This is a genomic window from Pseudomonas sp. S1(2024) (assembly GCF_046557535.1).
Genome location: NZ_JBKGFP010000130.1, coordinates 18,301 through 34,761 on the forward strand (window position 1 = coordinate 18,301; position 16,461 = coordinate 34,761).

The following is a 16,461-nucleotide window of genomic DNA, read 5'->3' on the forward strand; positions in this document are numbered from 1 at the left end:
CTTGGCGGCCCATCGCCGGCAACGCTGCCGTGTCTTGCGAAATCAGAGGACCATGAGCATTTCATGCCAGGCCATGCCGCCGTGGTCCGACGGCGACGGTTTCACGTACTGATACCCCAGCTTCTGGTACAGGGCCACATGCTGCTCCTTGCACATCAGGTGAATGGTCAGCTTGCCCGCCGCCTTCATGCGTGCGATGAATTCATCCATCAACCGCTTGGCGTAACCTTTGCCCTGGTGCGCCGGGTCAACCACCACCGACATGATCACCACGTTTGGCGCCGCCGGGTCGTGCCCGACCAGCTCCTTGAATGCCTCGTCGGACATCACCACTTCGTGGGCACAGCCGCTGTTGATGAAACCAACGATCTCGCCCGCATTTTCCAGCACCAGGAAGCCCTGCGGATACTGCGTGATGCGGGTGCGGATCTTCTCCAGCGTGGCTGCCTCGTCACCTTCGTAGGCACCGATTTCGATGGCGTAGCAGCGTTCGGCGTCGGCGGCTGTGGGGGGGCGAAACTGGGGGGCGCTCATGGCGGGTTTCCTTGGTAATGGTCAAAAACGGCCGCCATGGTAAATGAGCGCCGCTGCCACAGGTACAGCTTGTTTTGTGTCGCCATAGGCGCAAGGTGCCCTTTTTTGAAGCGCTGAAGTTCTACAAGTTGTTGCCGCTGCGAACTTTTTCCCGTTTACCGGTCTATGTGGGAGGCACAGAAAGGAAACGGAACGCGAGACTAGGTTCGCCCGACACCTGCTGGCCTGATGGCTCAATTGTTATCAGAGGTTGGCTTCGCTCATGAAAATACATGTCGCAAGGTTGATGCTGCTCGGCCTGTTCTCGTTCGCGGCGATGGGCACGGCATCGGCAACACAGATGAAGGCGCCCGCAGTGGCTGCCCCGGCGGTTCAATCACCGTTGCAGCCTGCCGGCAACCCCTGGTCCAGGGTGGCCAGTGTGGCCGATGAACAGCCAGCCACGTTGCTGGCCCACGATGACGACCGCTGGCATGACCACCGCAGCGACTGGCGCCGCGAACAGTGGCGCCGCGAGCAGGCCCGCCGTGATTGGGAGCGCCGGCGAGACTGGGAACGCCGACGCGACTGGGAACGGCGCCGCGACTGGGAGCACCGCCATGAGCGGGCCATGCACCACCGCTACAATGATGACCACCGCTACTATCGCCGCTGACCGCAAGCAGCCAACGCGAGCCCTGTAGGAGTGGCCTTGTGTCGCGATCGGGCCGCAAAGCGGCCCCGGCGATATCTGCTTCAATGCAGAAATCGTGGGGCCGCTCTGCGGCCCGATCGCGACACAAGGCCGCTCCTACAAGGTCCGCGCCAGCCAGTCAGGTGGGGGTATCCCCCGCAGCCTCGGCCTCCATCTTCAAACGGTCGGCCTTGCAAATGTACTTGGGCTTGCGCGGCGCCAGCTTGGCACTGGCCTTCTTGGCGTGCGCCTGCAGTAGCTGCTTGATCTTCTTGCGACGGTTCATTCTCACTCGACCTGTCAGTCCGGTTTGGCTGAATACATCATACCTTGCCTGGGCCAGCGTCTCGTTGACGTTATTTTCACGCTCGGCAGATTAGCGTCACGCCCTTTCCGGCCACGAGCACATCCGCTGGCCGCCAAGTACGACGAGGCATACGTGTCACACACTCCATCCCCCTCCTCGCCCAAGCGCGTGGATTGGGCCGGCCTGGGCTGGCTTTTGCTGTTCTTCTGGTACTTCTCGGGGGTGACCCAGGCGTTGCTGCTGTTCAGCGGTACCACCGGGTTCGCCGGCTTTCGCGATGCATTCTTCCTCAGCAGCCTGTGGCTGGCACCGGTACTGCTGCTGCCGCGCTTCACCCGCGCCACGGCCGCAGGTATAGGCCTGGTGCTGTGGGCCGCTTCACTGGTGGGCCTGAGCTACTTCGGCATCTATCGCCAGGAGTTCTCGCAAAGCGTCATTTTCGTGATGTTCGAGTCCAACACCGCCGAGGCCGGTGAGTACTTCAGCCAGTACTTCAGCGCCTGGCTGGGCCTGGCATTGCTGTTGTACACGCTGGGGGCGGTGCTGCTGTGGAAGCGCGTACGCCCGGTCAGCCTGCCACTGCGCAGCCGCCTGCCGGTGGTCGCCTTGTTGCTGTTGGCCAACCTGGTGTACCCGTTCTACAAGCAGATGGTCACCCAGGAGCGCAGCTTCGCCGACGCGGCGGAGAAAGTGCAGCAACGCATGGAGCCCGCCGTGCCCTGGCAACTGCTGGTCGGCTACCGCCAGTACCGCCAGCAACTGGACAACATGCAAGAGCTGCTGGCCAAGAACGCCGCGCTGCCGCCCCTGCAGAACCTGCGTGACAGCAGCGGTGCAGCGCCACGCACGCTGGTGCTGGTGCTGGGCGAATCCACCACTCGCGAACACATGCACCTGTACGGCTACAACCGCGACACCACGCCCAATCTCGATGCGCTGGCCGCCAGCGACAAGGGCCTGACGGTGTTCCGCAACGTGGTGTCGCCACGCCCGTATACCATCGAAGTGATGCAGCAGATCCTCACCTTCGGCGACGAGCAGAACCCGGACCGTTTCCTCACTGACCCGTCACTGATCAACCTGATGAAACAGGCCGGCTACAAGACCTTCTGGATCACCAACCAGCAGACCATGACCAAGCGCAACACCATGCTGACCACCTTCTCCCAGCAGACGGACGCGCCGGTCTACCTGAACAACCAGCGCAACCAGAATGCCAGCCAATACGACGACGTGGTGCTGTCGCCGTTCGAGAAGGCCCTGCAGGACCCGGCGCCAAACAAGTTCATCATCGTGCACCTGCTGGGTACGCACATGGACTATCGCTACCGCTACCCGAACGACTACGCGCACTTCAACGACCGTCAGGGGGTGCCCGGCAAGCTGACGGACGACCAGGTGCAAACCTACAACTTCTACGACAACGCGGTGCGCTACAACGACTACGTGGTGTCTAGCCTGATCAAGCGTTACTCGGCCAGTTCCCCCAATGGTTTCCTGCTGTACCTGTCCGACCATGGCGAAGATGTGTACAGCTCTGGCAACCACGACCGCCTGGGGCGCAACGAAGGCGCGCCGACCCGGCCGATGTACACCATCCCGTTCTTGCTGTGGACTTCGCCAAGCTGGCAGGCCGAGCACCCGCGCGACTTGCAGGCGATGGCCGATCGCCCCTACAGCAGCTCGCACCTGATCCATACCCTGTCCGACCTGGCTGGGCTGAGCTATGACCGTTACGAGCCGGCCAAGAGCCTGGTGAGCCCGCAGTTTGTGGTGGCGCCGCGCTGGATCGGCGACCCGTACCGCAAGGATGGCCTGCGCGACTTCGACCAGTTGCCAATGGACAAAACCGAACGGGGACAGGAAACGGTCAGCAGTGGCAAGAAACAGAACGCTGTACGCCTGAACTGATTGCTCGCGGGGACGGCCTTGTGTCGCGACAGGGCCGCGAAGCGGCCCCCGGCTTTCAGCGTTACAACAACGATTGCTGGGGCCGCCATGCGGCCCTATCGCGACACAAGGCCGCTCCTACAACGGTCCGCGAGATGCTCAGGATGCAGAACAGCTGCCCTGCCGGGCACTCACCCGCACCGCCTCGGCCAGTTTGCGCAGATTGGCCTGGTGGGCATTGACCAGGCTGGCGATGCTGTTGTCTGCGGGCGTCTGTAGCGAGGTACGGCAGGTCAGTTCGGCCTCCCCCGAGCGCGTCAGGCGCCATACCGCCTCCAGCGAGGCGTAGCGCCCCGGCACGGTATCGAAGCGCTGCACGTCCACCCGCAACAACACCTTGCCGCCACCCACCGGCCCGCCCAACTGGTCCTGCAAGGCGCTGCGAAACTCATCCACCAGGTTGGCACCCCACCACTCCGTCTCGAGGATGGCCAGGCCGCTCTGCCCTTGTCGCACCACCAACTGTGGGCGGTCCACCTGCGGCGGCACGACCACCCTCGCCACCTGGATGCGCTGGCCACCGTCGCGTACAGGCTCGCTCGGTACCAGCGTGTGATAGTTGTTCGGGGTACTGCTGCAGCCCAACAGCACTGCCAGCAGGCCGGCGCCACATACATTGCGCAGTCGAAGCATCGGCTGTCTCCTCAGGGTTCCAGCTCGGCGGCAGTGGCCGCTTTCGGCCGGCCGCGTATCAGTGATTCGGGGTGCCGCCCCAGGTAATCGGCAAGGTCTCGCAGCGAACGCGACATGCGCTCCAGTTCGTCCAGGGTTTCCCCCATCCGCTCGCGCTGCGGCGAGTCCTCGGAAATGGCCGAATTGGCCGTGCGCAGGGTCTTGTGCACTTCGTCCAGTGCCACTTTCACCTCCGGCAGCGTCTGGCCATTGAACTGCTTGAGGCTGGCACGCAGCTCTCGCAGGCTGCCGTCCAGGTTGCTGGCGATGCTCTCCAGCGGCAGTTTGCTGATGCGCTCCACCACCCGCTGCAGCTGTTCCTGGAGCTGCTCCAGGCTGCCGGGCAATGTGGGGATGGTGATTGGGTCTGCGGTCTTGTCGAAGGCCACCTTGGGGGCATCCGGGTAGAAGTCCAGGGAGATGAACATCTGCCCGGTGATCAGGTTGCCGCTGCGCGCCTGGGCCCGCAGGCCGTGCTCGACGAAGGTGCCGATCAACCGTCGCGCGCCGTCCATGTCACCTTCGGAATGCTTGAACACAGACAGCATCTTGCGGTGTACCGGCCCCAGCCGCTGCGGGTAGATCACCGCTTCGACCACCACCGGGAAGGTCTGCCGGGTGGCATCATAGTCGAGCTGCACCGATGTGACTCGGCCAAACTCGACCCCCTTGAACTCCACTGGGGCGCCTACCGACAAGCCGCGCATGGCCTGGTCGAAGCGCAACTGCAGGTACTGGGCCTGGCCACTGGGCGGTGCCAGGGCGGTATCGCGGTCGGCAAACAGCTGGAAGTGCGCCTGGTCGGCAGCAGGCTCGGCTTGCGGGGCGAAGTCGGGCGAGCCAAAGGCCAACCCGCCCACCAGGATCGACGACAGTGATTCGGTATCGATCTTCAGGCCGTTGGCACCGATCTGCATGTCGACGCCACTGGCGTTCCAGAAGCGGGTATCGGCGGTGACGAAGCTGTCGTAGGGGGCCTGCACGAACACGCCGATCTCCACGCCCTTGCCATCGCCCTGCAGGGCAAAGGACACCACTTCGCCCACCGGGATCTTGCGGTAGTAGATCGACGAGCCAATATCCAGCGAGCCCAGGTCACTGGCGGTCAGGACAAAGCGCTTGCCTTTCTCGTCGTAGGTGATCGGCGGTGGCAGCTCCAGGCCGACAAAGGACTTTTCCGGCACTTTCGATTCGCCGGAATCCGCCCCGATGAAACTGCCCGACAGCAGCGTGTCCACGCCGGACACGCCGCCCACGCCAATGCGTGGCCGTACCACCCAGAAGCGCGCCCCCTGGGTGGCGAACGCACGGGCGTCGTTGGACAGCTGGACCTTGGCGACCACGCTCTTCTTGTCGTCGGCCAGGTCCACCGTGGTGACTTCGCCGATCACCACGCTGCGGTACTTGACCTGGGTCTTGTGCGCCACCAGCCCTTCCCCGGTGTGGAAGGAAATGGCGATGACCGGGCCCTGCTGCATCCAGTTGCGCACCACCAGCGAAGCGCCGATCAGGATCGCCAGTATCGGCACGATCCATACCAGCGACACGCTCCAGCGCCGGGTGCGCACTTCAACCTGCCCCGCGCCCTCGCGCTTGTCAGTCTGTTGCACCATCAATGCGGCCTCCCTCGTTGGTACGGCTATCCCAGATCAGGCGTGGATCGAAGCTCATCGCAGAAAACATGGTCAATACCACCACCATGCCGAAAAACAGGATGCCTACCCGCGGCTCGATGGTGCCCAGCCCGCGCAGTTGCACCAGCGCCGCCACCAGCGCCACCACCATCACATCGAGCATCGACCAGTAGCCGATAAGCTCGACGAAACGGTACAGCTGCGAGCGCTGCCGGCAGGCCCAGGTAGAACCGCGCTGGGCGGTGAACAGCAACAGGCCGAGCGAGAAGAACTTGATGGCCGGCACACCCACGCTGGCAATGAAGATGATCAGCGCGATGTCCCAGGCCCCTGCCTCCCAGAACTCCAGCACGCCGCCACCGATGGTGCTTTCGCTGCCACTGCCGAGCATTTCGGTGTGCATCACCGGCAGCAGGTTGGCGGGAATGTAGAAAACCAGCGCCGCCAGCAGAAACGCCCAGCCACGGCTGATTGCATTGGCCTTGCGCCGGTGGATGGCGGCACCACAGCGCTCGCAGGTGTGCTTGTCGCTGCCCAGTTCGCAGGCCTGACCGCAGCCATGGCACAGGCACAGGCCCAGGTCGTCGGCGTTGGCCGGGGTATTCATACCTGCTCCCAAAGGCCGCGGATGTCCTTGCCGGCGATATGGATGATCAGCATGCTCAGCGCGGCCAGCGCCAGCAGGCCGATGCCAGGTATCACGTCGAGAAGCCCCGCCAGCTTGATCACCGCCACCATCGCCCCCAGCAGGCACACCTCCAGCATGCTCCAAGGCCGCAGGCCCTCCAGGCTGCGCATGCACAGGGCAAAACCGGGGGCGCGCTGGCCGGCCAGGGCGAAACCCAACACCCAGCACAAGAGGGTAATCTGCAGCACCGGCGCAAAGATGATCGACAGGGCCATGACCAGGGCGATGAAGGTGATGCTGCCGTGGCTGAGGATCTGTACCGAGTCCCATAATGTCGCGGAATGGGTGAGCCCTTGCATGCCAATGGTCATCACCGGGTAGGCGTTGGCGAACACCAGCAGGATGCCACCCGTCACACTCAGGGCCAGGCGTTGCTGCACCGTCAGCGAGGTATGCCGGTACAGTACGCCGCCACAGCGCTGGCAAACGGCGCGCTGGTGCTTGAGCAGCGGCGCACGGTGGTACACCGTGTCACAGTACTCACAGATGATCAGTTGCTGGCTCTGGCTCATGGGGTTTCCACAGGTAGCCCGGATTCACGCCGTGATACGCAGGCGAACCACGTTTGATATCCGGTTTAGACCATCCCGGCAAAACTGCCATCATCGGCAGCAAATAGAACTATCCTGTGAAACGGGATCCCCACCCGCTGGAGGTTTGCCATGCGTACGTTCACGTGGAGTTGCCTGCTGGTGCTGCTGTGCGCGGCATCGGCAGCCCAGGCGCAGTCGGTGGTGCCGCTCAAGGGCCAGAGCAGCCAGCAGATGCAACTGGATATCAATGATTGCAATACTGTCGCGACCAATGCCGCGAACAGTGCCGCGACCTCCAGCGACCCCCATGTCGGTGGCCGGGTACGCGGTGCCGCCGCCGGCGCGGTTGCCGGTGCGGCAGGCGCGCAGGTGCGCGGCAACCAGCACGACGAGCTGTATGACCGGGTCGGTGACGATGCCAAGGAGCAATACCGACAGAACCGCGCCGGCGAAGTGGCCGCCGCCGGTGCTGCGGTCGGTGGCATGCGCCAGCGTCAGGACCGCCGTCAGGACCGGCGCGGCCAGGACGAAGCGAAAACCCAGGCTCATGCCAGTGCCTATGCCGGCTGCCTGCAAGGGCGCGGCTATCAGGTCAACCCCTGACCAACGGGCACGCCATGCTCCTGCATGGCGTGCCCGTTTCAGAACTTGGCCAGTTCTTCCCGGCAAAACTCGACGAACAACTGCGCCGGCTTGGTCAGTTGCACCCGCTTCAACCACGCCGCTGCCAGCCCTGACAGCGCCACAGGCTCGGCTATATCCAGCATGGCCAGGCGTTGCCCGTCGTAGGTGTACTCCGAATGCGGCCGCGTCACCAGCAACGAAAAGCCAAAGCCCTGCCCGACCATGCCGCGTACCATCTCGATCGACGGCGAACTGAAGACGATATTGGGCGTCAGGCCCATTTCGTTGAACAGGCTGACGAAGTAGGTACGGCTGGGGGCGACGTCCAGCAGGATCATCGGCTCCGGGCACAGATCGCGCAGCGACACCTGGGCCTGCCCGGCGAAGCGGTGGTTCTCGGGGAGCAGCACATAGGGCTTCTGCGGCGGCATGAGCGGCTCGGCCTCGATGGTGCCGTCCAGGTCATGGTCGTAGAGGAACGCCAGGTCGAAGGTACCGGCAGTCAGGCCCTGGATCAGGTCCTGCTGCTCGCCGTCGCGCAGGCGGATATCCACCCCCGGGTAACGCTGGCGAAAGCCGGCGATCAGGCGCGGCAGGTACAGCGGTGCCACGGTTTCGAAGCAGCCGATGTCGATTTGCCCGGCCACGGTGTCGTTGTCGGCCAGGGCGTTCTGCTCGAATTCGTGGGCCATCTGCAGCAGCGACTTGGTCTTGGCATAGAAGCGCTTGCCGCTGGGCGTCAGTGACACACCCTGGGCGTGGTGGCGGATGAACAGCTGCACGCCAAAGCTTTCTTCCAGGCTCTTGATGGCCGTGGAGATGGACGGCTGGGCAATGTACAGCTGGCGTGAAGCTTCGGCCACGCTGCCGGCCTCGACGGTGGTGACGAAGTACTTGAGTTGTCGCAATGTGTAGGCCGCCACGGGCACCTCTCTGACGCCGGTCTGGGCGCGCTGGGATCATGCCTGTCACTTTACCCTCGGCAGCGGCTGGGTGGGGGCCAGGTGATGAAGGATTTACCTATGGCTTGAGCAGGTTTTTACGAGGGGCGCGATGCGCCCCCCCCTTTGCTTCACTCGAAATCGATATTGGCGATTACACAGTCATCACCAATCAGCTTGTACCCTGGCCTGCAGGGCATGCCGACTACTGGCCCTATACCGCGCTTGCGCCTGGACAACGTTGCCTGCGGTTCTGCATTTTCCAGCTGTTCGTGGTCGAGCGTGTCGTCTGGCTCGTTAACGGGTTCTTCTTGCATGGGGTTCACTCCTTGGTTTGGGTGGTATCGCCCGATCAACGCTACAACCCCCATTGCCACCAACCCATCTGGAACTTTGACCGTGAAGAGAAATGCTGTCGGATCGCGTTGCAGGGTTAGCAGTGAACCCGGTGCCCTGGCCAAATGCCGCTGATTGTCTTTACTGGTACTCAACGACTCCAGGCATACGGTGTGCGTTCATGAAGATCATAGTCACCAGCATCCTCGTCGACGACCAGGCCAAGGCCCTGGCTTTCTACCACTACGTACTCGGTTTCGAGCCCAAGCACGACATCCCCATGGGCCGACACCGCTGGCTGACCCTCACCTCCCCCAACGACCCCAACGGCGTCGAGCTGCTGCTCGAGCCCGACGCGCACCCGGCCGCCAAGGTCTACAAAGCCGCGCTCAAGCAGGACGGCATCCCCGCCACCTCGTTCGGCGTGCGGGACATCCAGGCCGAATATACCCGGCTGTGCGCAGCGGGCGTGCAGTTCACCCAACCGCCTACTGCCATGGGGCCGGTCACCGTAGCGGTGTTCGATGACACTTGCGGCAACCTGATCCAGATCGCCCAGAAACACTAGCAAGCGTTCAGGGCTCCACGGGCAGGCGCAAGGTCGCGCGCAATCCGTGTGGCGTCTGGTTGCGCAACTGCACGCTGCCACCCAGGCGGGTCATGATGGTGCTGACGATCGACAACCCCAGCCCGGCGCCATTGGTCGAGCCCTTGCTGTAGAAGCGCTCGAATACCCGCTGCTGGTCGACTTCGGCGATGCCCGGCCCTTCGTCGTCGACACTGACCAGCAAGGCCTGCCCTTCGCACTGCAGTGTCACGGTGACCCGACCGCCTGCCGGCGAATGGTCCACGGCATTGGCCACCAGGTTCTGCAAGGCAATACCCAGCGCGCCAGCGTCGGTGTGCAAATGGTAGTCGCCGGCGGCGATGTCCAGCGAAGGCTCCAGCCCGCGCTCCAGTATCCAGGGGGTAAGCTCTGCCAGAGTCTCGGCCACCACGCCCTCCAGGTCCACCCGCGGCCAGTCACGCCGGCCTGGTCGCGGCTCCAGGCGGGCCAGGGTCAACAGCTGGTTGACCACCCGGGCAAGGCGGTCGACACCGCCCATCAGGAACTGCAGGGCCTTGTCCCGCTCGGCAGCGCTGTCTGCATTCAGGGCGTTCTGCGCATGCAGGCGCAGGATGGCCAAGGGCGTGCGCATCTCGTGGGCAGCGTCGGCGATGAAACGGTGTTCGCGGCGCAGCAGGTCGTCGATCTGCCCGAGCAGGCGGTTGATCGCCGCCTGCATCGGCTCCAGCTCCTTAGGCAACGGCACAAGCTGCAACGGCTCGAGCGACTCGGCGTGGCGGGCGCGGATCACCCTGGCCATGTTCTGCAGCGGCCGCAGCCCCCAGCCTATGGCCGCCCACACCAGCAAGGCCAGGGCCAGGCTGCCGAACAGGAATGGCAACAGCGTGTGCTGCACGATGCGTTCGATCAGGTCGTTACGCACGTCGTTGCGCTCGCCCACCCAGATCACCCAGTGTTTTTCCGGCACCGGCAAGACAAAACTGCGCCAACGGCGCCCATCCACCACCACGTCGGCGAAACCCGGCACCCGCGGCGCCTGCCCCAGCTGCGGGGCGCTGGGCGTGTGTACCAGCAGCCCGCCGTCGTCGGCCCATACCTGGAAGGCCAGCTTGCTCTCGTAGCGGTGCCCCACCTTGTGGTGCCCGGCCTTGCTCAAGGCCTCGTCGAAGGCGCGGTACAACTCGTCACGGCTCTGCTCTTGCACCGGCAGGCTCATGATGCCCTGCAGCAGCCGGGCGTTCTGCGCCAGGTGGGCGTCGTACACTTCGTTAATTTCGTGGCGGCTGTCGTGATAGTTGTACAGCGCCAGCAACCCGCTGCCGACCAGCAACAGCAGCATCACCCGCCACAAGGTGCGTTGGCGCAACGAGCTCATGACTTGCGTTCCACCAGGTAGCCAATCCCGCGCACGGTGCGGATCAGGCCGTTGAACAGCTTCTTGCGCAGGTGGTAGATGTTCACTTCCAGGGTGTTGCTCTCCGGCTCTTCATCCCAGCCATACAGCAACTGGGTCAAGCGTTCGCGGGTGAACACCTTGCCCGGCTGGGCCAGCAGCTCGTGCAGCAGCAGGTATTCCTTGGGCGTGAGTACCACCGGCTGGCCCAGGTAGTGCACCTGCTGGCTGACCGGATCCAGGCATACCCCGGCATGCTCTATCAGCACCCGGGCGCGGCCGCTACTGCGCCGCAGCAAGGCCCGCAAGCGGGCCTTGAGTTCGTTGAGGTCGAAGGGTTTGACCAGGTAGTCGTCGGCGCCGGCATCCAGCCCGGCAATGCGGTCATCGGTGGCGTCGCGGGCGGTCAGCACCAGCACTGGCAGGCTCTTCCCGGCCGCACGCAGGCGCCGCAGCAACTCGATGCCATCCAGGCGCGGCAAGCCCAGGTCGAGGATGGCCAGGTCGAACTCTTCGTGACACAGGGCATGCAAGGCACTGGCGCCATCCTGCAACCAGTCGAGGGTATAGCCCTCGCGGCGCAGGCCGTCACAAATCCCCTCCCCCAACGCGACGTCATCTTCTACCAGCAGCAGGCGCATGCTTAATCCTGTTTGTCCTTGATCGCGTTGAGTAAAGCATCGATTTCACCACGCCGGCCCTGGTCGGCCAACTCTCTCCCGGGCCGGGGCGGTGCCTGCAACGCCTTTTGCAGGGCGGCACGGGCTTCGTCGTAGCGGTTTTGCCGGTACAGGTGGTCGGCCCAGAAATAGTTGCTGTCGATACCGTCCGGGTTGATCGCCAGCGCCTGGCGCAGCATGGCCTCGGCCTTGGCCTGGTCGCCGAAGCTCAATGGCCAGCCGGGCACTTGGTCGTACAGCGCGCCCAGGCTGGTGTAGGCCGAGCCCTGCAGGGCCTTGGGGTCCATGGCCAGGGCCTTTTCCAGGCTGGCGCGGGCGGCCTTGACCTTGCCCAACGCGCCCAGCCCACCGGTGGCGCCGGCCCAGCTGCTGTTGACGATGCCGTCCCAGATCAGCGGCTCGGCCGAGCCCGGATGCTGGCGCACCAACGCCGCCGACTGTGCCGCCAGGGCCTCGAATGCCCCGGCACGCTGGGCTTCGGGCAGGTTATAGCGAACCACCGCCCAGCGCTGCTGGATGGCGTTGAGTTGCTGGGTACCGTTCTGGTCGAGGGCCCAGGTGAACGGGGCGATGGCCAGCAGGCTGGCCAGTATCAGACGTTTCATTTGCTCGACTCCTTGCTGTGCCAGTTGCTGTAGCGACGGATCAGCGGCAATTGCTTGCGCAGGGCGCGGTCGACCACGCCTGGCAGCATGCCGTTAAGGCGCACGAAGAGTTTCTCCGGCCAACCCAGGTACAGTTCGCTGCGCTCGGCCTGTACCGCGTCGAGCACTGCCCGGGCGACATCCTGCGGGTCATCGACGCCTACCTTCAACGCCTGATTAAGGGCCTGCGCGGCGCTACTGTTCATCGTCGTGCGGGTAGTGCGCGGTGCGGCATACAGCACGTTCACCGAGGTGTCGGCAAGCTCGCGGCGCAATGCCTCGGAGAACCCGCGCAAGGCAAACTTGCTGGCGCAGTAGGTGGCATAGCCTGGGTAGCCGATGGAGCCGTAGATCGACCCCACGTTCACCACCAGCGCACTGGGCTGGGCGCGCAGCAGCGGCAGGCACAGGCGGGTGAGCTGCACGGCGGCCTTGATATTGAGGTCGAACAACTCGTCGAGGGCGGCCTCGTCCATCTGTTCGAGCAAGGCGAAGCGGTTGACCCCGGCGGCGTTGATCAACAGGTTGCAACTACCCATCGCCCGCGCTGCCTCCAGCACGTCACGGCGGCCTTCGGCGCAGCGCAGGTCGGCCTGCTGCCAGCGCAATTGCCCGGGGTAGCGCGCCATCAGTTCGGTCAGCTTGCCCTGCTGCCGGCTGACCGCCAGTACGCGAGCACCGGCACTGCATAGCTGGGCCGCCAACTCCAGGCCGATGCCACCGCTGGCACCGGTGAGCACCGCCACGCAATCAGGCAAGCGCATGCTTTACCTCCTGCTGCGCGGTACGCGGCAGCCCTTCGAACATGGCGGTATACAGGCGATACACCACTTTGGCAGCGTGGATTACCGCCTGCTGGTCTTCTGGCTGGTCCAGACGGTTCATCAGGCCACGGTAGGTGGCCATGTGGTCCTGGTCCAGGGCGCCGTGGGAACTCAGGTAGCTGAACGCCTTGTCCGGCAGGCCGAGGCTGCTCTGCAGGGTACCGGCTGCCTGGGTGGCGAGGGCAATGCTGGTGCCTTCGAGCACGTTGACCATGCCGAACAGCCCGACCGGGTTGCCACGGGCAATCTGGTCGTAGAGAAATGCCACCATCAGCTCGATGGGCAATGCCGGCCGGCCGCCGGCCACCTGGTGCGGGTCGCCACCGCAGGCGGCGATGTCATCGAGAATCCAGCGCTCATGGCCGTACTCCTCGTCGATGTACTCGCACACTGCGCCGCGCAGCCACTCAAGCCGCGCCGGCAAACGGGCCCCGCAGGCCATCATCAATGGCACGGTGTGCCGCACGTGGTGGTAAGCCTGGGTGAGAAAGGCCACATAGGCCTCGAGGCTGGCCTTGCCGGCCAGCGCGTCGCGGATGACCGGGACACTGAACAATGCCGTACGCTCGTCGGCGGTTTCCTGCTGCAGCATGTCGAAGAAAAGCATGGCAAACCTCGTAGATCATTGAAGGTCGGATAACAGGGACTGGTAACACCGCAGGATCTGTTCGCGGCGTGGCCGGCCGTTGGCGGTCAGGGTTTGCCCGGCGGCACTCAAAGGTTCGGGCAGACGCCGCCAGGCATGCACCCGGGCATAGTCCGGCAGGCCGGCATTGGCCTGGCGGATGGCCTGTTCCAGGGTGTGGTCGTCAGCCTGCGGGTCCAGCGGCCAGATCAACGCCAGGTTGTGTGCCAGGCCTTCGCCGTGGACGAACGCCTGGGCGATCACCCCGCCCTGGGTCAGTTCGGCCTCGACCCATTCGGGGTTGACGTTGCGCCCGAAGCTGGTGCTGTACTGGTGCTTCTTGCGCCCGGCCAGGTACAGGAAGCCGTCGCTGTCGAAGTGGCCCAGGTCACCGGTCGACAACCACGGCTCGCTGAAGGGTGGTTCGCCCAGGTAGCCGAGCAACGCCGAACCGGCCACCTGCACTTCGCCATCTTCGGCAATGCGCACCTGCACATGCGGCAGCGGCCGCCCGACACTGCCCGCACGATGCGCCCCGGGGCGGTTGAGGCATACCACCGAAGCGCATTCGGACAAGCCATAGCCCTCGAACACCGGTAGCCCGATGGCCTGGGCCCGGGCCAGCAGGCTCGGCGCCACCCGCGCGCCGCCCACCGCCACGAAGCGCAACGGGCCGACCCGCATCAGGCCGCGCTCGATGGCAGTGACCAGCCCAAGCAGCAGTTGCGGCACCAGGATCAGGCTTTCGGCACCACTCAAGGCGATGGCGCCCAGCAATTGCTTGAAGTCGACCTGACTGGCACCGCGAAAACCCAGTTGCGCCTGCGGATACAGGGCAATGCTCGCCCCGGCCAGCAGGGCCGCGTACAGGCCCAGGTTTTCCAGCAGCACCGCCAGAGGCAATACCGCCAGGTACTTGCCTGGCGCCGTGGGCCGGCTGGCAGCCTCCAGCTCACGCGCTACCCGCAGCATGGCCTCGGCGCTCAGGCATACGCCCTTGGGTGCACCGGTACTGCCGGAGGTGTAGGTAATCTTCGCGGTACCCGGTGGCAAGGGTGCGGCCGCTGGCGGCTGCCGGCTCCAGAAGCGCTCACCGGCAGAGAAGCCGCTGGCGTGCAAGTCGTCAGCGAAAGCCTCGTCGGCCAGCGCCAGCACCGCCCCGCTCTGTGCCAGGCAGTGGCGGCGCTGGGCGCTGCTGAAGAACGCCGGCAGAATAACGATGGGGCGCGCCGCGAACAGCGCCGCCAGGTCCCAGAACAGCGCCTCGGGACCGTTCTCCAGGGCCAGGGCGAAAGTGCCCGGTGGCTGCGCGCTCAGCCAGGCCTGGCGTTGCTCGACCTCGTCCAGCAATTGTTGATAGGTGAACGGCCCGCCAAGGCCCAGCAACGCCGGTTGTGCCCCTCGGTGGCGGGCATGCAGTTGCAACACTTCCCTGAACAGCTGGCATTCACGCGGCATGGCCGGCCTCCTGCACGCTCGCGGGCAAGCCCAGCCGCTCGAAAACGCCGCCGCGGGCCAGGGCTGCATGGCCGTAGCCGATGTTGCCAACGAACACTTGCGGGTGCTGAGCGTAGTAACTGCCCCAACTATCGGCATCGCCGTTCAGCCGGCCAGGGTCGGCCACAGCCAGCGCCGTCGGCACCAGGCCCAGGCGATGAAAGCTGTTGACCAGCGTCGCGGCACCGGTGAAGGCCACCCACTGCAAACCGCGGGCGGCCAGCAACCAGGTCACGGCAATGATCATGATCCGCGCGCTGCCGGCGCTGAGCGCGGCCAGGTTGCCCACTTCTACCAACTGTGCACGGCTCACCGAGCTGCCAGACAGCCGGGTCACGGCCGCTTCCAGCGGCTCATCCAGGTAACGCTCGAGGAAGGTCGGCCCACTGCTGGCCAGGCGTATGCCGGCGGCGGCCATCAGGCGCCCGTGGCTGTCATGCAGGCCGAGCAGTTCGGGCAGGTAGTGCTGCACGTCGGCGTGGTGCGCGCAGGCAAAGCGGGCGTGAATGAACTGTTCCAGCTCGTCGCGCCCGGGCTCCCCCGAGCGTTTCAGCGTCATGCGGGCAAGGCGCTCGCCGTGGCTGCCGATAGCCAGTGGAAACAGGCTGGCGCTGTCTGCCTGAGTCATGGCGGTCCCCCTTTCAAGTCAGGTGTTGGTGGCAGTATCAGGGGGCAATCTGAAGCCAATCTGAAGTGCTACATTTGCCATTGCCCTCACGCGCACCAACAAGGAAAACAGATGCGCCACGAATTCAGCGAAGTGCTCAACGACCTGGTCGACTACTTTCTACTCGGCGATATCCAGTTGCTCGAGCGCTTCAAGCAACAACATGAATTGCCCGACGACCTTGCCCATGCCTTCACCCATGGCGACAGCGGCGACCAGGCCGTGCGCGAAGGGGTCGTGCTGCCACTGGCCGGGGTCGATAACCTGCCCTACCGCATCCTGTTCACCCTGGACAACCATACCCCGGCCCTGCGCGAACCCGGCAGCCGCCTGAAGCACCGCCGCAATGGCTATGTGCTGCAGGTCGAGCACGGTGCGCTGATGCTGTACACCTGGCGCATCCTGCAGCACTTCACGCCCAAGACACTGGGTGACCTGATGGCGCGTTACCAGGTGCCGGGGCGGCCGATCATCGAGCTGGACAATGGCTGGTATGACGTGGAGGTGCTGGCGGGTGCACTGGTGCGGGACGGGCTGTACGAGCCAGCGTTCGAGTTCGTGTTGAAGAAGCGCTGGAGCCGCGGCGAGGCTGCTGGGGTGGATACCGGGTATGCCTTTGGGTTGCGTGGGTATTTCGACTGATGGGTTGACTGTGCCGGCCTCTTCGCGGG

General features: G+C 64.6%; 20 protein-coding genes. 5 read left to right on the forward strand and 15 right to left on the reverse strand.

From position 1 onward, the window contains the following. Positions 1-42: 42 nt before the first annotated feature. Complete coding sequence (locus ACLCGK_RS31280; RefSeq protein WP_410953592.1) at positions 43-534, reverse strand: GNAT family N-acetyltransferase; 492 nt, start codon at positions 532-534, stop codon at positions 43-45. A gap of 286 nt (positions 535-820) precedes the next feature. Here ACLCGK_RS31280 and ACLCGK_RS31285 point away from each other — a divergent pair, with 286 nt between their 5' ends. Further along, positions 821-1,189 (forward strand): hypothetical protein, encoded by a 369-nt coding sequence (locus tag ACLCGK_RS31285; RefSeq protein ID WP_015269978.1) that lies wholly within the window; start codon positions 821-823, stop codon positions 1,187-1,189. Between the two features lie 157 nt (positions 1,190-1,346). Here ACLCGK_RS31285 and ACLCGK_RS31290 read toward each other — a convergent pair whose 3' ends face one another. Further along, positions 1,347-1,493 (reverse strand): DUF2986 domain-containing protein, encoded by a 147-nt coding sequence (locus ACLCGK_RS31290; RefSeq protein ID WP_023662626.1) that lies wholly within the window; start codon positions 1,491-1,493, stop codon positions 1,347-1,349. A gap of 153 nt (positions 1,494-1,646) precedes the next feature. Between ACLCGK_RS31290 and ACLCGK_RS31295 the strand changes: the two genes are divergently transcribed. After that, a complete protein-coding gene (locus tag ACLCGK_RS31295) occupies positions 1,647-3,425 on the forward strand; it encodes a phosphoethanolamine transferase CptA (RefSeq protein ID WP_410953593.1) in 1,779 nt (592 codons plus the stop codon). Between the two features lie 138 nt (positions 3,426-3,563). Here the strand turns inward: ACLCGK_RS31295 and ACLCGK_RS31300 are convergent, their stop codons facing one another. From ACLCGK_RS31300 to ACLCGK_RS31315, 4 genes are read right to left on the reverse strand one after another with little or no spacing between them, the layout of a single operon-like run. Further along, complete coding sequence (locus ACLCGK_RS31300; protein ID WP_013972090.1) at positions 3,564-4,097, reverse strand: membrane integrity-associated transporter subunit PqiC; 534 nt, start codon at positions 4,095-4,097, stop codon at positions 3,564-3,566. Positions 4,098-4,108: 11 nt separating this feature from the next. Then, positions 4,109-5,749 carry an intermembrane transport protein PqiB gene (locus tag ACLCGK_RS31305; RefSeq protein ID WP_410953594.1) on the reverse strand — a complete coding sequence of 547 codons (1,641 nt, stop codon included), beginning with the start codon at positions 5,747-5,749 and terminating at the stop codon, positions 4,109-4,111. Continuing rightward, entirely contained in the window at positions 5,733-6,377 is a 645-nt protein-coding gene (locus tag ACLCGK_RS31310; protein ID WP_024086789.1) for a paraquat-inducible protein A, read from the reverse strand. The genes ACLCGK_RS31305 and ACLCGK_RS31310 overlap by 17 nt, the downstream gene beginning before the upstream one ends. Next, a complete protein-coding gene (locus ACLCGK_RS31315; protein WP_410953595.1) occupies positions 6,374-6,970 on the reverse strand; it encodes a paraquat-inducible protein A in 597 nt (198 codons plus the stop codon). Before ACLCGK_RS31315 ends, ACLCGK_RS31310 begins: the two co-directional genes overlap by 4 nt. A gap of 150 nt (positions 6,971-7,120) precedes the next feature. Here ACLCGK_RS31315 and ACLCGK_RS31320 point away from each other — a divergent pair, with 150 nt between their 5' ends. Further along, positions 7,121-7,594, forward strand: coding sequence for a hypothetical protein (locus tag ACLCGK_RS31320; RefSeq protein ID WP_367245556.1), 474 nt, complete (start codon positions 7,121-7,123; stop codon positions 7,592-7,594). A gap of 38 nt (positions 7,595-7,632) precedes the next feature. Here the strand turns inward: ACLCGK_RS31320 and ACLCGK_RS31325 are convergent, their stop codons facing one another. Both ACLCGK_RS31325 and ACLCGK_RS31330 read right to left on the reverse strand, forming a co-directional pair. Beyond that, on the reverse strand, positions 7,633-8,538 hold the full coding sequence (locus tag ACLCGK_RS31325; RefSeq protein WP_013972086.1) for a LysR family transcriptional regulator: 906 nt from the start codon (positions 8,536-8,538) through the stop codon (positions 7,633-7,635). A gap of 149 nt (positions 8,539-8,687) precedes the next feature. Further along, a complete protein-coding gene (locus tag ACLCGK_RS31330) occupies positions 8,688-8,873 on the reverse strand; it encodes a hypothetical protein (RefSeq protein ID WP_015269971.1) in 186 nt (61 codons plus the stop codon). Between the two features lie 200 nt (positions 8,874-9,073). On the opposite strand from ACLCGK_RS31330, the gene ACLCGK_RS31335 reads away from it, so the two are divergent. Beyond that, on the forward strand, positions 9,074-9,460 hold the full coding sequence (locus ACLCGK_RS31335; protein ID WP_013972085.1) for a VOC family protein: 387 nt from the start codon (positions 9,074-9,076) through the stop codon (positions 9,458-9,460). A 7-nt stretch (positions 9,461-9,467) separates the two neighbouring features. Here ACLCGK_RS31335 and ACLCGK_RS31340 read toward each other — a convergent pair whose 3' ends face one another. From ACLCGK_RS31340 to ACLCGK_RS31370, 7 genes are read right to left on the reverse strand one after another with little or no spacing between them, the layout of a single operon-like run. Further along, complete coding sequence (locus ACLCGK_RS31340; protein ID WP_280167923.1) at positions 9,468-10,835, reverse strand: sensor histidine kinase; 1,368 nt, start codon at positions 10,833-10,835, stop codon at positions 9,468-9,470. After that, a complete protein-coding gene (locus ACLCGK_RS31345) occupies positions 10,832-11,494 on the reverse strand; it encodes a response regulator (RefSeq protein WP_289805799.1) in 663 nt (220 codons plus the stop codon). Before ACLCGK_RS31345 ends, ACLCGK_RS31340 begins: the two co-directional genes overlap by 4 nt. A gap of 2 nt (positions 11,495-11,496) precedes the next feature. Beyond that, positions 11,497-12,138, reverse strand: a complete 642-nt coding sequence (locus ACLCGK_RS31350) for a tetratricopeptide repeat protein (RefSeq protein ID WP_410953596.1) — start codon at positions 12,136-12,138, stop codon at positions 11,497-11,499. Further along, positions 12,135-12,941, reverse strand: coding sequence for an SDR family oxidoreductase (locus tag ACLCGK_RS31355; protein ID WP_013972081.1), 807 nt, complete (start codon positions 12,939-12,941; stop codon positions 12,135-12,137). The genes ACLCGK_RS31350 and ACLCGK_RS31355 overlap by 4 nt, the downstream gene beginning before the upstream one ends. Next, the gene (locus ACLCGK_RS31360) at positions 12,928-13,608 is read right to left on the reverse strand and encodes a TenA family transcriptional regulator (RefSeq protein WP_023663323.1); all 681 of its coding nucleotides are present in this window, start codon (positions 13,606-13,608) and stop codon (positions 12,928-12,930) included. The genes ACLCGK_RS31355 and ACLCGK_RS31360 overlap by 14 nt, the downstream gene beginning before the upstream one ends. 15 nt (positions 13,609-13,623) lie before the next feature. After that, positions 13,624-15,084 carry an AMP-binding protein gene (locus tag ACLCGK_RS31365; RefSeq protein ID WP_410953597.1) on the reverse strand — a complete coding sequence of 487 codons (1,461 nt, stop codon included), beginning with the start codon at positions 15,082-15,084 and terminating at the stop codon, positions 13,624-13,626. Then, positions 15,074-15,751 (reverse strand): thermostable hemolysin, encoded by a 678-nt coding sequence (locus ACLCGK_RS31370; RefSeq protein WP_015269965.1) that lies wholly within the window; start codon positions 15,749-15,751, stop codon positions 15,074-15,076. The genes ACLCGK_RS31365 and ACLCGK_RS31370 overlap by 11 nt, the downstream gene beginning before the upstream one ends. A 111-nt stretch (positions 15,752-15,862) precedes the next feature. Between ACLCGK_RS31370 and ACLCGK_RS31375 the strand changes: the two genes are divergently transcribed. Next, on the forward strand, positions 15,863-16,432 hold the full coding sequence (locus ACLCGK_RS31375; RefSeq protein ID WP_013972078.1) for a hypothetical protein: 570 nt from the start codon (positions 15,863-15,865) through the stop codon (positions 16,430-16,432). The last annotated feature ends 29 nt before the right edge of the window (positions 16,433-16,461 follow it).

Coding starts and splice junctions, on each gene's coding strand:
- ACLCGK_RS31280 (WP_410953592.1), bottom strand. CDS start 534: ATGAGCGCCCCCCAGTTTCGCCCCCCCACAGCCGCCGACGCCGAACGC.
- ACLCGK_RS31310 (WP_024086789.1), bottom strand. CDS start 6,377: ATGAATACCCCGGCCAACGCCGACGACCTGGGCCTGTGCCTGTGCCAT.
- ACLCGK_RS31375 (WP_013972078.1), top strand. CDS start 15,863: ATGCGCCACGAATTCAGCGAAGTGCTCAACGACCTGGTCGACTACTTT.
- ACLCGK_RS31370 (WP_015269965.1), bottom strand. CDS start 15,751: ATGACTCAGGCAGACAGCGCCAGCCTGTTTCCACTGGCTATCGGCAGC.
- ACLCGK_RS31340 (WP_280167923.1), bottom strand. CDS start 10,835: ATGAGCTCGTTGCGCCAACGCACCTTGTGGCGGGTGATGCTGCTGTTG.
- ACLCGK_RS31305 (WP_410953594.1), bottom strand. CDS start 5,749: ATGGTGCAACAGACTGACAAGCGCGAGGGCGCGGGGCAGGTTGAAGTG.
- ACLCGK_RS31315 (WP_410953595.1), bottom strand. CDS start 6,970: ATGAGCCAGAGCCAGCAACTGATCATCTGTGAGTACTGTGACACGGTG.
- ACLCGK_RS31335 (WP_013972085.1), top strand. CDS start 9,074: ATGAAGATCATAGTCACCAGCATCCTCGTCGACGACCAGGCCAAGGCC.
- ACLCGK_RS31330 (WP_015269971.1), bottom strand. CDS start 8,873: ATGCAAGAAGAACCCGTTAACGAGCCAGACGACACGCTCGACCACGAA.
- ACLCGK_RS31345 (WP_289805799.1), bottom strand. CDS start 11,494: ATGCGCCTGCTGCTGGTAGAAGATGACGTCGCGTTGGGGGAGGGGATT.
- ACLCGK_RS31355 (WP_013972081.1), bottom strand. CDS start 12,941: ATGCGCTTGCCTGATTGCGTGGCGGTGCTCACCGGTGCCAGCGGTGGC.
- ACLCGK_RS31360 (WP_023663323.1), bottom strand. CDS start 13,608: ATGCTTTTCTTCGACATGCTGCAGCAGGAAACCGCCGACGAGCGTACG.
- ACLCGK_RS31300 (WP_013972090.1), bottom strand. CDS start 4,097: ATGCTTCGACTGCGCAATGTATGTGGCGCCGGCCTGCTGGCAGTGCTG.
- ACLCGK_RS31365 (WP_410953597.1), bottom strand. CDS start 15,084: ATGCCGCGTGAATGCCAGCTGTTCAGGGAAGTGTTGCAACTGCATGCC.
- ACLCGK_RS31285 (WP_015269978.1), top strand. CDS start 821: ATGCTGCTCGGCCTGTTCTCGTTCGCGGCGATGGGCACGGCATCGGCA.
- ACLCGK_RS31350 (WP_410953596.1), bottom strand. CDS start 12,138: ATGAAACGTCTGATACTGGCCAGCCTGCTGGCCATCGCCCCGTTCACC.
- ACLCGK_RS31320 (WP_367245556.1), top strand. CDS start 7,121: ATGCGTACGTTCACGTGGAGTTGCCTGCTGGTGCTGCTGTGCGCGGCA.
- ACLCGK_RS31290 (WP_023662626.1), bottom strand. CDS start 1,493: ATGAACCGTCGCAAGAAGATCAAGCAGCTACTGCAGGCGCACGCCAAG.